Source organism: Sphingopyxis sp. C-1 (assembly GCF_001047015.1).
In the GTDB taxonomy this organism is placed as follows: Bacteria; Pseudomonadota; Alphaproteobacteria; order Sphingomonadales; family Sphingomonadaceae; genus Sphingopyxis.
On sequence record NZ_BBRO01000001.1, the window covers coordinates 1 to 14,100 of the forward strand.

A 14,100-nucleotide genomic window follows, 5' to 3' on the forward strand; every position below is an offset into this window, starting at 1 on the left:
AGAAAGTACGTTTGGGGGGGGGGGGGCGGCCATCCTTTTGCCCGGCTACGGCCGGGGACTAGAGCGCTCGAAAGCGTGCGTCGGCTGGTCACGCTCTGGACCCGGTCCTCACAGGGAACCGCAACAATTGGTCGCTTCCTCCCATCTACCCAGATCGCCCAGGCAATGTCCGCTTCTTGATATCTGCGCTCGAAAGCCGCGTGACCGCAAACGGCCAGCTCGAGCCGAATAGCGGCCGGACAGCGGTTTGGTTATTTGGCAGCAACATTAATCGGATCCCAATCGATGAAAAGGAACCGAACTCGCTTTAAGTGGGCTGCAAGATTGCCGATCGCCCGTCCCAAACCGTAGCCTTCGCCAACATCTGCGGGCGAATGCCCCATAAGCTGGTCGTGCACGTCCTTAGGAATATTGGCGTCGCGGCAGAGATCCTTGAAGCTGTGTCGGAAACTATAAAACACGAGGCGGGGGTCATCACCGACGGCATTGTCGATCAGGCGATTGGCGCGGCGGCTCGCCTCCTTGGTCTTTACGCCCAGTGAATCGGCCTCAAGGTCAGGAAAAAGCCGGACTGCTCCGCTTGACCGCATCCGTTGAACGTAGTCGAGAAACCCGAGCGCTATCAGTTTGGGATGGAGCGGGATCACGCGAATAGAACCGTCGGTCTTCACCCGTTTGCGCTCGTCAATCTCGTCCATGACGTAGTCCGTGACGTCGATATAAGGGACCCCTTGCTCCGACTTGATGTCCGCGAGCAATATCTGACCGAGTTCCTCAATTCGAGCGCCCGTGCAAAGCCCGAGCAGGAACAACCAGCGCAGGGTCGAATCGGAGACCTTTGACTTGCTCAGAGGGTGAGACCAAGGCGCGGTGAACAGCTTGGCCGCAAATAGCTGAGCGAGTTCGTCCTTGGTAAATGGGCGCCGCGTGCTCTTTTTTGTATATCCTTCGACTTTGATACCGGCGCCGGTGTTCGCAGGGATGAAGCGCTCCTGGAAAGCGAACCCGAGGAGAGCTTGGACCGCACCGAGATATTTTTTGATCGATTGCGGAGATATGCGGTCTACGCCCGACCTGTCCGCATAGAGCGCATGAATGTCGACAAACTCCATCATGCGATGCACTCGCGGCATGCTTTTTGGCAGCACAGCAATCGCGTCACGAAATTCGAACAGATCGTTGGGCGTGATTTCGCCGATGCCGACATCGCCGATATAGCTTTTGAAATAGCGCACGGCCGTTTTCGTCGCGGCCTGCGCCTTGGGCGTCGGCTTGCGCGCCGCGATCCATTTCGCCTCGAGGGCGTCGAGCTTCATGTCCGGTTGGAGGCGGCTCGAATTTGCGCGGCGCCGGGCCGAGGGGAGCACGGCAACTTGTTCGCGGACTTGCGCCGAACCCAGCGCATCAGCCAACGCATCGGCAAGCGGTTCGTCGATTCCGCGATTGGCCTCCTCGGGTAGTTTTAGTTCACGTTTTATTTTCGCGACGGCGAAGCTGAGCAGGGGACGCCAACGGCGGCGCGGTACCCGTTTCTGAAAACTGAACCACAGCTCGCCAGGGTCTCGATGGACCGAAGCATGGTGAGCCTCGATTCGAGCGAGTGTTTCGGGAGAAAACTCATCGCCGTGATCGCTTCCCGCCAAGTTTTTGCGATAAGCGATCCATTCGGCGGGGCTCATGTCTTGTGCAGTGGACCGATGGTCTCCCGCTTGATCCGCGACAGCGTCGTCGAGGTCCTTGAGGAAAAAGGCAACCTCCATACCGCCGCTCGCAAACCCGGTAGCGGACCTAGCGGTGAGGAGGCGGTCGACCAGCACACGCGCCTCGTCGGAAGTGAAGGATCCTGGAACGCCGTTTGCGAGCGCGTCGCGAAATTGTTCGCATTTCTGCTCATATTCACCATTGGCAATCGCCAGCTTGCGTTCGGCATCGCGCTGATCGGCGGTGCCGAGGCTTACCTTGTAAAGTTGGCCGCAAGCGAAGGCGCTTTGCAACGGCAGCGGGATACGGCGGCGAAGATAAAAAATGCCGCTGCGCGGATCGCGCCAGAGTCCCTTCGGATTCATGATTGTTCGTCCTTTGTGTACTCATTTGGTGTACCCACCGAGTCACTAACGAACAGAAAACCGAGACTTCTGCGCCTTTCCGGCGATTTGGTGACCCCTACGGGAATCGAACCCGTGTTTCAGCCGTGAGAGGGCCGCGTCCTGACCGCTAGACGAAGGGGCCTTGTGGGTCGGAAATTTGCGGAAAAGGGGAGCCGACCGCTCCCGTGACCGATGGTGACCCCTACGGGACTCGAACCCGTGTTTTCGCCGTGAAAGGGCGACGTCCTAGACCGCTAGACGAAGGGGCCGTCTGATCGGTGAAGCGGCGCATTAGACTCGCATGTCCATAGGGTCAAGCGCGCCACGTAAAAATATTGCGCCGCAGCGTGCCGGTCCGCCCCCGCTACGCTCCTGGTCGGCCGCTAATCGGCCCACGCGGCGTCCTCCAGATGCAGTTCGGCGGCCGGGCGACTGCCCCAATCGTCGCGTTTCGCGCGCCCCGCCAGCCATAATTTGCGGCCGCGTGCGTGGAGCAGCGCTTGCCCCAATTCGGTTTCGGCGCTGCGGAATGCGACCGCCTTGAACCGTGCGCCGTCGTCGCCCGACACGATCAGGCGGACATGGTCGGTGCCGACGATCCCCGATTCGACGATTCGAACCGGCCCCGTCGCAACGCGCGGTGCGGGCCAGCCGGCGCCATAGGGGCCCGCGCTTTCGATGGCATCGCACCACAAAGGATTGATGCCGCGCGGCGCGAGCACCGCGTCGATCAGCAGCGACTTGTCGCCGCTCGCGCGCTCGACATCGGCGGCGAGGCGATCGTTGAGGAAAGCGCCAAGCGCATCGACCTTGTCCGCAGCGACGGTGAGGCCGGCCGCCATCGCATGGCCGCCGCCCGCGACGAGCAGGCCGGTTTCTTTCGCGGCGAGGATCGCGGCGCCAAGGTCGACGCCGTTGATCGAGCGTCCCGATCCCTTGCCGATGCCGTCGTCGTCGACGGCAATGACGATCGCGGGGCGGTGGAGGCGTTCCTTGAGGCGCCCGGCGACGATGCCGATCACGCCGGGATGCCAGCCCTCGCCCGCGACGATCGCGACAGGAGCGTTGCCGCACCCTGCGCTTGCTTCGATCGCCTGTTCGAGCACGGCAGCTTCGATCGCACGCCTTTCCTCGTTCAGCCGGTTGAGTTCGAGCGCGATATCGGCCGCTTCCTGCGGGTCGCTGGTGGTGAGCAACCGCACGCCAAGGTCGGATTTGCCGACGCGCCCGCCGGCGTTGATCCGCGGGCCGAGCGCAAAGCCCATGTCGCTCGCGCTTGGCGGTTTGGTCAGGCGCGCGGCGTCCATCAGCGCCGCAAGGCCCGTGTTGCCGCGCCGCGCCATCACCTTCAGCCCCTGCGTCACCAGCGCGCGGTTGAAACCGGTGAGCCGCGCGACGTCGGCGACGGTGCCCAGCGCGACAAGATCGAGCAGATCGATCAGCGCCGGTTCGTTGCGGCCGCTAAAGAAACCGCGCGCGCGCAAGGTGCGGAGCACCGCCGCGCCGAGCAGGAAGGCGACGCCGACCGCCGCCAGATTACCGTGGATCGCGGCATCGGGCTCTTCGTCGAGCCGGTTGGGGTTCACCAGCGCAAAGGCTTCGGGGAGGGTCGTCGCGCATTGGTGATGGTCGACGACGATCACCTCGACCCCCGCCGCCTTCGCCTCCGAAATCGCATCAAATGCCTGCGCGCCGCAGTCGACCGTGACGACAAGCTTCGATCCCGCCTCGCCGATTTTCACCAGCGCGGCGCCGGAGGGGCCATATCCCTCCATCAACCGGTCGGGGATATAGGCGCCGACCGGAAGCCCGAGGCCGCGCAGCAGCCGCACGAGCAAGGCGGCCGAGGTCGCGCCGTCGACGTCATAGTCGCCGAAGATCGTCACCGCTTCCTTGCGCTCGACCGCATCGGCAAGCCGCGCGGCGGCGGCGTCCATGTCGCGGAACAACGACGGGTCGGGCATGAAGCCGCGCAAGGTCGGCGTCCGCTGCCGGTCGAGATCGCCCCGTGCCACCCCGCGCGCGAGCAGCAATTGCGTGACGAGATCGTCGGGCGCGAGATTCTCCGACGCCATGTCGGCGCTCGCGCGCCGCCAATGCCAGGGCTGGCCCTTGATCGAATGCGTGATGCCCAAAGCCAGGCTGCTTGCGGTGTCGCTCATCGCCGCGTCCTCGCGGCGAGGATGCGCGTGCGAAGGTCCTGCGCGATCGCCGCCGGGATCGCGGGAATCTCGTGCGTCGCGAGCGAACTGCCGCCGGGCACTCCGAACACCAGGGTCGCCAGGCCGAGTGGGCGGAGGATGAAATCGCTCTTGAGGTCGACGCTCTGCACCGACGCGTGCGGCAGCAAGGTCATCTTGGGTTTCCATGCGCCGCGACGGATCGCAATCTGCTCGCCAAGGTCGGCCCAGCGGTGGAAGCGCGCGGCCCAGAAGGCGATGAGCGCGATGAGCGGCGCTGCGATGAGCGCGAGCCAGCCGACGTCATTGCCCAGGTAGAGCGCGACGCCGCCGCCGATCGTTGCGCACGCCGCGCCGACGATCGGCCCCAGCGCGACAATGCGGTGGCTATGCTGCCATGATTGCGCGGCATCGGGGCGCAAAATCGCGACCTCGTCCAGCACAGGATCGATTTCGTCGAGCTTGGCAAAGGGGACGACCTGATGGTCTCGTTCCTTCTCTCCGTCGCTGGCCAGGCTTTGCAGGCGTAGCTCGTGCCAGCCGAAACGCTGGCGAAACCAGCCGGTGACGAGGATCGCCGCCTGCACCCGCTTCACCGGCACCGCGACGTCGGTGCGTGTCGTAAGGCCGCGCGTGCGGCGCAACGCGCGCGGTTCGCGCGTCAGGCGGAAATCCCAGTTGGCGAAAAACATCGTCGCGATCCCGCTCGCGAAACCGATCAGCAACAGCGACAGCGCCGCGCCGACTCCCGCGATCCAGCGATGAGCGAGCAGCCATTGGTCGAGTCCGTAATTCTCGGCGATATCGATCCAGTCCATCGGGTTGAACACGTTGAAATCGAACGGCAGCAGCCCGTCGAAAAACTGCATGCCTGCGCCGACCACGGCCAGCGCGGCGAGCGAGAAGTTGAACAGCCCCGCGACGAGCAACTGGCGCGGCCCCATCGCAAACAGCAGCCGATCCTCGCCGGCGGGCGCCGCTTCGGAAGCCTCAGAGGCTGTCGTCGGCGCCGCGACCTCGCCGCTGCGATGCGCGCGAATCGTGGCGCGCAGCGCCTGCGCCGAATCCAGCGCGATCGCGTCGAGGCTCGCGTCATTCTCCTTGCCGCCCGCGCCCGTCTCGAACCCGACCTTGGCGATACCGAGCGCGCGTGAGACGAGGCCCTGCTCGATGCTGACGTCCTGGATTCGGTCAAAGGGGATGGTGCGGTGCTGGCGGGAAAAGACGCCGCTTTCGATCACCACCTCGTCGTCGCCGACAAGGAAGCGGAAGCGGAGCCACTGGAACCAGGCGGCGAGCAGCGAGATCAGGATGAAGGCAAGGATCGACGGGACGATCCAGATCCAGTTGCCGGTAAAGCCCAGCGCCGCAACCGCGGGCAGGAATTGCAGCGATCGCGGCCCCAGTTCGACGATGGCGAGCGCCAGCGTCGCGGGGTGCAGCCGCTGCCAGTTCGGCTCGGCTTCGCTCATGGCTATGGCGGCGGCGTCGCTCATGCGAAATCGGTCTGGATATGGCGGCGGATCGTCTCGCGCATGGCGGCGGCAAGGTCGCTGTGCAGCCCCGGCAGCGTCACCGTACTGTTATGCGTGCCCGATGTGTGGACAATCAGGTGCGACAGCCCGAACCAGCGCTCGATCGGCCCCTGTCCCACATCGATATGCTGGACGCGCACGAACGGCACGATCGTGTCGGTGCGAAACAGCCAGCCGCGCGCGACGCGGAGCTGCCCCTCGCCGATCTTGTATCCCCAGCGCGACACGCGGCGCGACGGGAAGGTGACGATCACGACGATCGCGATCAGCCACGCCGCCGCGGTGATCAGTCCATACGGCCCCTCGAGGTGCCGGATCAGCAGCGCGTCGAAGACGCTCGCGCCGATCGCGAGCGGGATCAGGTTGAGCGCCGTCGCGACGCGCAAAACCTGCGCATAGGCCGGCGCGACCGGGTCGAGTCCCTCGGCGGCATTCAGCGCGTCGGGGGCGAAAGGATCGGTCGGGCGCGCGGCGGGGGTGTCGGTCATCATAAGGCCTTTAGGGGGTGATCGATCGAGACTGAACCACTTATCTCTCCGTTCGTGTCGAGCGAAGTCGAGACACTGTGAGGTCGTGCTCTCCCGATGGGCATCTCGACTTCCGGCGAATGCCGGAAGTTTATCCTGAGCGCTTGCAAGGCAGTCGAAGGGCTCGATGCGAACGGCTTGGACATGTGCGATGTCATGGATTCTAAGGCACAACCACATTGAAGCGGGGATCGGCGGGCGGATGCAGCGCGAACCACGACAGGAACGCCATGCGGTCGCCGTCGATCCTGATTGCGCCCGACTGGATCAGCGCGGGGAATTGCGCGCGCCCCATCATCGCCTCGTCCAGGATCTTGCGGTCGATCGTTACCGTCGCGGTCGGCGCCGCCTCGGTCACGCCATAGCGCGGGAATTCGACCCCGCCGCCGACGACCACCGCGACTGTCTCCTTGCTGTCGGGCAGCACGAACTGGAACGTTCCCTTGACCGCGCTGCCCTTCGCGGCATCGAAACGTGCTGCCAGCGCATCGAAAAACACCGCGGTCGGGATCGCGCTCACGAAACTGCGGCTCTGCCCGTTGCCGGTCGCCGCATCGACGGCATTGCCGCGCAGGCTCGCTGCGGCGGCAAGATAATAGTTCCGCCAGGCGCCGGACTCGGCCTGATAGCCCATCTGGTCATAGGCCGAAGCCAACGCCGCACGCGCGTCCTTGTTGTCGGGCTGCGCAAAGACGAGCTTGTTCAATAGCTCCGCCGCCCAGCGGTAATCGCCCGCCTTCAGCGCTTCGCGTCCCGCCGCGAGCAGCTTGTCCGCGCCGCCCGCGAGCGCGACATATTTGGGCGCCGATTGCTCGGGCGGCAGCGGATTGAAGTTGGCGGGATTGCCGTCCCACCAGCCGAAATAGCGCTGATAGACCGCCTTCATGTCGTGGTTGAGCGTGCCATAATAGCCGCGCGTCGCGAAATCGCGCCCCTGTACCGGTGCTTCCGGGGTCTGGTCGGCAAGCTCGTGCAAGGTCGCACCGCGGTTCGCGAGGAAAAGCGTACGGTCGTGGACATAGCGATATGCGTCGCGCTGGTTCGCCAGCAGCGACGACACCTCGCCCGCGCCCCACGTCGGCCAATGGTGCGACGCCATCGCGACCTCGGCCGTGCCGCCCCATTTCAGCAGCATGGCGTCGATCACCTTCGACCAGTGCAGCGCATCGCGGACCTGCGCCCCGCGCAACGTCAGCACATTGTGCAGCGTGTGCGTCACGACCTCGGTCGTGTGGAGGGCCTTATAGGCGGGGATATAGAAGACGAACTCCGACGGCGCCTCGGTGCTCCCCGCGTCCAGGAAGTCAAAGGCCAGCCCGTCGATCGTCAGCGTCCCGCCCTTTTCGCCGACGGTCTCGGTCGGCTCCATATAGCCGACGGTGCCCGACGACAGCTTGGGTCCCAAGCCGGTGTCGACCTGCCCCTTCTCTCCGGGCGGCAGGATCGCGCCGAACATATAGAGCGCGCGGCGCCCCATCGCCCCGCCCGCGAGCACATTTTCCGACGTCGCTTCCTCCGAAAAACCGTGCGGCGCGATGATGCGGATCTTTTGCGACTTGACCTGTTCGGGGGTGACGATGCCGCCGACGCCGCCGAAATGGTCGCTGTGGCTGTGCGAAAAGATCACCGCCCTGATCGGCAGCCTGCCGCTCTTCGCCTCGACCGTGTCGGCGAACAATTTCCAGCTCGCCGCCGCGGCTTCCTCCGACAATAGGGGGTCGACGATGATCCAGCCGCTTTTGCCGCGAATGATCGTCATCACCGAAATATCGTAGCCGCGGACCTGCCAGATCTTGCCCGGCACGACCTCGAACAATCCGTGTACCGCATCCAGCCGCGCCTGCCGCCACAGCGACGGGTTCACCGTATCGGGTGCCTCGGCCTTGCTCAGAAATTCATAGGGCCGCCGGTCCCATACCGTCTTGCCATCGGCACTCTGGATCACCCCGCCCGGGATTTCGGCCAGCTTGCCGCGCATCACATTCGCCTCGTCGCGCGGATCGCTCAGCGGCAGGCGTTTCGCAATCTCGGCCTGTGCCGCGCGTGTCGCTTCGCTGGCGGCATCCTGAGCAGTGGCGGTGAAGGGCAGGCTGCTCGCGAGCAGCAGGGCGGTCAATCGGCGCATGTCATATCTCCCCCATATGTCGGGGCAGCTTGCGCCGCGTGCCGGTGCTTGGCAAGCATCGGCGCATGACCGACGCGCCGCACCTGCTCATCGTCTGGCACAGCCGTACCGGCGGCAGCGAAGCGCTCGCGCGTGCGGCGGCCGAGGGGGCGGGGACTGCCAGGCTCGTCGCCGCAGACGAAGTCACGTCCGACGCGTTGCAAGCGGCGGGCGGCTATCTTTTCGTCGGCCCCGAAAATCTCGCGGCGCTGTCGGGCGCGATGAAGGAGATGTTCGACCGCTGCTATTATCCGTGCCTCGGCCGGATCGAGGGACGCCCCTATGCGACGATCATCTGCGCAGGGTCCGACGGCGAAAACGCCCAGCGCCAGCTCGATCGCATCGCGACCGGCTGGCGGCTGAAACGCGTCGCCGAACCGGTCATCGTGAATACAGCGGCGCAGACCCCCGAAGCGATCCTCGCGCCCAAGACGATCGCGCCGGATCGCCTCGCCGAAGCCCGCGACCTTGGCGCCGCACTGGCGGAGGGACTGGCGGCGGGGATTTTCTGACAATGCCATGGGTTATCCAAGCTGTATTATCGAAATAATACGGCAAGGATGGTGCGAAGGTCAAGTGCCGGGCGTTGTCCTGGGGGTGGAGAACGGACATCGCCACCCTTCGTCATCCCGGGCTTGACCCGGGATCCCGCTTTTCGAACATACTGGCCCGCTTCACGAAATAGCGGGACCCCGGATCAAGTCCGGGGTGACGATGACGGATGAGGTCCGCTTTCGCTCGAAACCCGTCAGTGCGCGCGATGCTCGCCCTTGACCCAGCGCACCGTGCCCGACGAGGCGCGCATCACGACCGTCTCCGTCGTCATGATGCCATCGCGCCGGCGCTTGACCCCGCGCAGAAGCGATCCGTCGGTGACGCCGGTCGCGGCAAAGATCACGTCGCCCTTGGCAAGATCTTCGAGGTCATAGACGCGGTCGAGATCCTCGATGCCCCATTTTTTCGCGCGCAGCCGCTCGTCGTCGTTGCGGAACAGCAGGCGGCCCTTGAACTGGCCGCCGACGCAGCGCAGCGCCGCTGCGGCGAGCACGCCCTCGGGCGCGCCGCCCGATCCCATATAGATGTCGATGTTGGTTTCGGGATTCGTCGTTGCGATCACGCCCGCGACGTCGCCGTCGGGGATCAGCGCGACGCCGCAACCGATCGCGCGCAGTTCGGCGATGATCGCCTCGTGGCGCGGGCGGTCGAGCACGCAGACGATGATCTGTTCGGGCTTGCACCCCTTTTCACGCGCGACGGCTTCGACATTCTCGCGCACGCTATTGTCGAAATTGACGATGTTCGGCGAATAGCCTGCGCCGACCGCGAGCTTGTCCATATAAACGTCGGGGGCGTTGAGCAGGCAGCCTTCCTCGGCGATCGCGAGCACCGCGAGCGCGTTGGGGCCGGCCTTGGCGGTGATCGTCGTGCCTTCCAGCGGGTCGACCGCGATGTCGATCTTGGGGCCCTTACCCGGCGCGTTGCCGACCTTTTCGCCGATATAGAGCATTGGTGCCTCGTCGCGCTCGCCCTCGCCGATGACAATGGTGCCATCCATATAAAGCGTGTTGAAGGCCGTGCGCATCGCTTCGACGGCGGCGGCATCGGCGGCTTTCTCGTCGCCGCGTCCGATCAGCTTTGCGGCGGCGATCGCCGCGGCTTCGGTGACGCGCACCATTTCGAGCACGAGCACCCGGTCGAGGTTGCTGCCGGTATCCGTCATGTTTGCTGCTCTCCGTCTTTGATCTTGCCTTGGCGCCCCGGTCGGGCATGGTGGGCGCCATATGGTCGCCCGCGTCGCTTGTCGAGGATACTTCGCCCGATTCGGAGCCGCTCTCGCGACGGCCTGTGTCATTGGCATGACGGTGCCCTCCGTCGGCGCCCAGATGGTCGGGCCCCCGGCGCCGCCGTCGACCAAATCCAAAGCCGACGAGGCCGCCGCCAGGGCAAAGGAAATGGTCGACCCGATCAAGCGCTGCAAACCAGCCGACGACGGCTCGATCAACGTATGCGGCACCGATACCGAACGCCACCGCCTGTCGCCCGAACTGCGCGCGATCGCGAACGAAGGCCGCGAGGCACCACCAAAGCTGCCGCGCGCCGAGGCGCACGGAGTGGTGGGGGACAAATTACCCTATAGCTGGATTTCGATCGGCGGCCGGATGAAGCCCGGCCCCGAATATAATGCGCTCTATGAAGCGGTGAAGCGCGCGACCGATCCCGAGACGGGGACGCCGCCGACGCCCGAGGACGAACCCTAGGCGAAGGTCGCCGCCGGGACTCCGGTGTTCGCCGCGCGATACAAGCCTGCGGGGACCAGCGTGGTGACCGCGAAATAGCCGCACCAGAAAATCAGCCAGACGCTGCTCATCGCCATGGAAGCGATCCGCATCGTTTCGCCGCTCACGATCAGATAGCTGTGCGACGCGAAAAGGAGCCCGATCAGCATCGCGGCGACGATATTGAATGTCAGATAGAGCGCGGCGAGCGACCATTGGCGGCGCGCGGTCCGCCGCCACGATTCGGCGAAAGCCGTCACCGGTTCCAGCTTCCCCGCTTCGGCCATGATCGGTCCGATCAGGCAAAGGCGGGCGTTGAACCAAGCGCTTAGCAGCGCCAGCAGGATCTGGCGCGCGATCGCGATCGGCGAGCCTTCGGCACGCATCGCTTCGACCCCGACGGTCAGCTGGAATGGCAGCGACAGCAGGAAGCCCAGGAAATAATAGAAAAGCAGGCCGGCGATCAGATAGGCGGCGCCGGCAACCATGCCGTACATGATTTCGGCGACATAGCCCTCGCGAATCTCGGCGAGCATGGCGCGCCACAGCGCGAGCATCGCGCCGCATAGCAGTGCGGCACAGATACCGAGCAGGTAGAGCGGGCCGACAATCGAGCCGGTAAAGCGGAAATCCTCGGGCACGAGGGCCAGCGCGACGAGTACCTCGATGCTGAGGACCGGCTCGCTGGCGAGCAGCAGGTAAGGCAGTACGACGCCCAGCAGCATATAGGCGAGCAGCGGTCGCCAATGCTCGACCGCCAGTGTCCGCGCCTCGGCCAGTCCCCGTCTGATTTCGATATCCATATCCGCCCCATTCCCCTCGTCAGGGGTAACAGGGGGCTAGGCGATTACAAGCAGGTCAAAGCGCCAAAATGGGCATATGCATCGGCGCGCCGACGACATGGTCCGAAGTGGCGAGAATATCGAGCGCAGCATGAATCGTGCTGGCGGGACCCTCATGTGTAACGAGCACGATCACGACGCCGCTGTCGTCGTCGCTGCCGCGCTGGATCAGGCTTTCGATCGATACGCCGGCGTCGCGCATCGCCGTCGCGATCTCTGCGAGCACGCCGATCCGGTCTTCGACGATCAGGCGGACATAATGTTTGCCGATCCGCGCCCCCGCGTCGGCGACGGGCGCCGCGTCGAGCGAATCGACCGGCATCGCAAAGGCAGGGCCATATTCGTCGCGCGCGATGTCGATGATGTCGGCGACGATCGCCGACGCCGTCGGTCCCGCGCCCGCGCCCGCGCCTTCGAAGAAGAGGCGGCCGACGAAATTGCCCTCGGCGACGACGGCATTCAATGCCCCGGGAACATAGGCGAGCGGGTGGTCGGCCGGCACCAGGCACGGTTGGACATGCTGATAGAGGCCATTCGAATCGCGTTCGGCCATACCGATCAGGCGGACGCGATGCCCCAGGGCTTCGGCCTCGCGGATGTCGGCGGCGATCAGCCCGCGGATCCCGTCGGCGGTCACCGCGCCGATGTCGAGCCGCGTCCCGAAACAGAGCGCCGCGAGGATCGACAATTTATGCGCGGCGTCGATTCCGTCGACGTCGAAGGTCGGGTCGGCTTCGGCATAGCCCTCGGCCTGCGCAGCGCTCAGCGCATCGGCAAAGCTCGCGCCGTTCCGCTCCATCTGCGTCAGGATATAATTGCAGGTGCCGTTGAGGATGCCATAGACGCGCGCGATCTCGTTCGCCGACGCGCCCTCGCGGATCGCCTTGATGACGGGAATCCCGCCCGCGACCGCGGCCTCATATTTCAGCGGGGTGTCCTTTTCCTCGGCCAGCCGCGCGAGGTCGAGCCCATGATGTGCGATCATCGCCTTGTTCGCGGTGACCAGCGCCTTGCCCGCACCGAGCGTGTGGCGCGCCAGCGTCAGCGCCGGCCCATCGGCGCCGCCGATCATCTCGACGACGACATCGACATCGTCGGCCGCAACGAGTGCATCCATATCGTCTTCCCAGCGATAGGGCGACAGGTCGACGCCGCGATCCTTGTGCCGGTCGCGCGCCGACAGCGCGACGATCTCGATCGGCCGACCCGCGCGCCGCGCGATCAGGTCGCGGTTCGCTTCGAGCAGCCGCACGACCCCGCCGCCGACGACGCCAATACCCGCCAGCGCGACACGCAGCGGCGGGCGGGGGGCGGTCGGGGCGGAATAGGGCGACATGCTGGGGACTCCGTATAGACGCGGGGCTGCGCCCCGCCGTTGCGAGCGCCCTATCGGCTTTTGTCGCGGAAACAAGCCTGGCGCGCCTTAGGTGCGCCGAAGCAGAACTTTATCCCAACTAACTCACCGGCGGCTTGCGGGTGCGCGTGCATTCGCCGAGCGCGCCGAGGATGATGCCATAATCCGACGCGGCCTTTCGGCGATCTTCGGGTGCCGTGCCCGCAAGCTTGCCGAGCGGAAGTTGGCGCGGCAGCCCACAGGCGAGCCGGTACCAGGCCAGCGTATCGCGCTGCGGCACCGCGGCTGACCCGTCGACGATCTCGCCGAATGCCGCGGCCCAGCGCCGTGATCCGTCGGCTGCGGTCAGGATCGTCAGCGACACCGGCTCGCCCGTGCTGGTGTTGAGGAATAGCTGTGTTTCGCCCTCGCCGGGCAGGGTGCCGGGAACGTGGAAACCATTGGCGATGCCGGTGATCGCCGGCGCCGCGCCGGGCTTGACGAGTTCGGTCAGCACCGCGCGCAGCTGCGCCTCGGTCGCCGGATCCCATGGCAGTTGGGCGTCGGGCGCGATCAGCTGGACGCTGCCGGTGTTGCTGCTTCCTGCCGTCGCGCCCGCGACGGGGCGGGCAAAGAGCAGGACTGGCTGCTTCTTCTTCAGCTTCGGCGGCTTGCCCTTCGCGTCCAGCGGCAGGTCGACGAGATAGGAGATTCGCGATGCGAGGGGTCCCTTGCCGCGAATCAGGCTGACGACGTCGGCTTCGACATAGAATCGGGCGCGACCGGCCGCGACTCCGGGCGCTTGTGCCGTTTTGAGCGCCGCGGCCTTATAGATGCGCGCGTGCAGGGCGATCGGCGCCGCGGTCGCCAGATCGGCGATGTCGGCATAGCTGTACGGGCTGGCGGTCGGCGCAGCGATCGGCGCCTGCATTGCGGAAACGCCGGGGATTCCAAGGCTTAAGGCAAGAATGCCGGCGATAGCGGCCGGGTGGGGGAGGCGCATGATCGATCCACTTTCCGTCATTTATGACACCGTTATCGGCGTTGAAATCCCTATCATGGGACATGGCACATTAACCGCTGATAAAGGGTTTGCGAATGTGCCGCCACCGCGATAGGACGTGCCCGAAGTGTCCGGCAAAAACATAATAAGCCG

At 65.3% G+C, this 14,100-nt stretch carries 11 protein-coding genes and 2 tRNA genes; 2 read left to right on the forward strand and 11 right to left on the reverse strand.

Annotated elements, in window-relative coordinates; all coding sequences use genetic code 11:
• Positions 1-251: 251 nt before the first annotated feature.
• From SC1_RS00005 to SC1_RS00035, 7 genes are all read right to left on the reverse strand, one after another.
• Positions 252-2,066, reverse strand: coding sequence for a site-specific integrase (locus tag SC1_RS00005; RefSeq protein WP_062175929.1), 1,815 nt, complete (start codon positions 2,064-2,066; stop codon positions 252-254).
• 88 nt (positions 2,067-2,154) lie between these two features.
• Positions 2,155-2,229: transfer RNA gene (locus tag SC1_RS00010), tRNA-Glu, on the reverse strand.
• Positions 2,230-2,280: 51 nt separating this feature from the next.
• Positions 2,281-2,356: transfer RNA gene (locus SC1_RS00015), tRNA-Glu, on the reverse strand.
• 114 nt (positions 2,357-2,470) lie between these two features.
• Positions 2,471-4,249 (reverse strand): single-stranded-DNA-specific exonuclease RecJ, encoded by a 1,779-nt coding sequence (gene recJ / locus SC1_RS00020; protein ID WP_062175932.1) that lies wholly within the window; start codon positions 4,247-4,249, stop codon positions 2,471-2,473.
• Positions 4,246-5,763, reverse strand: coding sequence for a PH domain-containing protein (locus tag SC1_RS00025; RefSeq protein WP_062175934.1), 1,518 nt, complete (start codon positions 5,761-5,763; stop codon positions 4,246-4,248). Before SC1_RS00025 ends, recJ begins: the two co-directional genes overlap by 4 nt.
• Positions 5,760-6,290, reverse strand: a complete 531-nt coding sequence (locus SC1_RS00030) for a PH domain-containing protein (RefSeq protein WP_062183205.1) — start codon at positions 6,288-6,290, stop codon at positions 5,760-5,762. Before SC1_RS00030 ends, SC1_RS00025 begins: the two co-directional genes overlap by 4 nt.
• Before the next feature lie 202 nt (positions 6,291-6,492).
• Complete coding sequence (locus SC1_RS00035) at positions 6,493-8,454, reverse strand: alkyl/aryl-sulfatase (protein WP_062175937.1); 1,962 nt, start codon at positions 8,452-8,454, stop codon at positions 6,493-6,495.
• 65 nt (positions 8,455-8,519) lie between these two features.
• Between SC1_RS00035 and SC1_RS00040 the strand changes: the two genes are divergently transcribed.
• Entirely contained in the window at positions 8,520-9,005 is a 486-nt protein-coding gene (locus SC1_RS00040; RefSeq protein WP_062183208.1) for an NAD(P)H-dependent oxidoreductase, read from the forward strand.
• 236 nt (positions 9,006-9,241) lie between these two features.
• Here the strand turns inward: SC1_RS00040 and glpX are convergent, their stop codons facing one another.
• The gene (gene glpX, locus SC1_RS00045) at positions 9,242-10,213 is read right to left on the reverse strand and encodes a class II fructose-bisphosphatase (RefSeq protein ID WP_062175939.1); all 972 of its coding nucleotides are present in this window, start codon (positions 10,211-10,213) and stop codon (positions 9,242-9,244) included.
• 136 nt (positions 10,214-10,349) lie between these two features.
• Between glpX and SC1_RS00050 the strand changes: the two genes are divergently transcribed.
• A complete protein-coding gene (locus SC1_RS00050) occupies positions 10,350-10,751 on the forward strand; it encodes a hypothetical protein (RefSeq protein ID WP_238586509.1) in 402 nt (133 codons plus the stop codon).
• Here SC1_RS00050 and SC1_RS00055 read toward each other — a convergent pair.
• From SC1_RS00055 to SC1_RS00065, 3 genes are all read right to left on the reverse strand, one after another.
• Complete coding sequence (locus tag SC1_RS00055; protein ID WP_062175946.1) at positions 10,748-11,572, reverse strand: hypothetical protein; 825 nt, start codon at positions 11,570-11,572, stop codon at positions 10,748-10,750. The two genes, SC1_RS00050 and SC1_RS00055, sit on opposite strands and share 4 nt — an antisense overlap.
• Positions 11,573-11,627: 55 nt before the next feature.
• Positions 11,628-12,947 carry a homoserine dehydrogenase gene (locus tag SC1_RS00060; protein WP_062175949.1) on the reverse strand — a complete coding sequence of 440 codons (1,320 nt, stop codon included), beginning with the start codon at positions 12,945-12,947 and terminating at the stop codon, positions 11,628-11,630.
• A gap of 118 nt (positions 12,948-13,065) precedes the next feature.
• A complete protein-coding gene (locus SC1_RS00065) occupies positions 13,066-13,875 on the reverse strand; it encodes a hypothetical protein (protein WP_238586510.1) in 810 nt (269 codons plus the stop codon).
• Positions 13,876-14,100 lie beyond the last annotated feature (225 nt).

What these genes read in the sequence shown, in the direction of transcription:
- SC1_RS00005 (WP_062175929.1), bottom strand. Translation starts at nt 2,066, where the DNA reads ATGAATCCGAAGGGACTCTGGCGCGATCCGCGCAGCGGCATTTTTTAT.
- recJ (WP_062175932.1), bottom strand. Translation starts at nt 4,249, where the DNA reads ATGAGCGACACCGCAAGCAGCCTGGCTTTGGGCATCACGCATTCGATC.
- SC1_RS00025 (WP_062175934.1), bottom strand. Translation starts at nt 5,763, where the DNA reads ATGAGCGACGCCGCCGCCATAGCCATGAGCGAAGCCGAGCCGAACTGG.
- SC1_RS00030 (WP_062183205.1), bottom strand. Translation starts at nt 6,290, where the DNA reads ATGACCGACACCCCCGCCGCGCGCCCGACCGATCCTTTCGCCCCCGAC.
- SC1_RS00035 (WP_062175937.1), bottom strand. Translation starts at nt 8,454, where the DNA reads ATGCGCCGATTGACCGCCCTGCTGCTCGCGAGCAGCCTGCCCTTCACC.
- SC1_RS00040 (WP_062183208.1), top strand. Translation starts at nt 8,520, where the DNA reads ATGACCGACGCGCCGCACCTGCTCATCGTCTGGCACAGCCGTACCGGC.
- glpX (WP_062175939.1), bottom strand. Translation starts at nt 10,213, where the DNA reads ATGACGGATACCGGCAGCAACCTCGACCGGGTGCTCGTGCTCGAAATG.
- SC1_RS00050 (WP_238586509.1), top strand. Translation starts at nt 10,350, where the DNA reads ATGACGGTGCCCTCCGTCGGCGCCCAGATGGTCGGGCCCCCGGCGCCG.
- SC1_RS00055 (WP_062175946.1), bottom strand. Translation starts at nt 11,572, where the DNA reads ATGGATATCGAAATCAGACGGGGACTGGCCGAGGCGCGGACACTGGCG.
- SC1_RS00060 (WP_062175949.1), bottom strand. Translation starts at nt 12,947, where the DNA reads ATGTCGCCCTATTCCGCCCCGACCGCCCCCCGCCCGCCGCTGCGTGTC.
- SC1_RS00065 (WP_238586510.1), bottom strand. Translation starts at nt 13,875, where the DNA reads ATGCAGGCGCCGATCGCTGCGCCGACCGCCAGCCCGTACAGCTATGCC.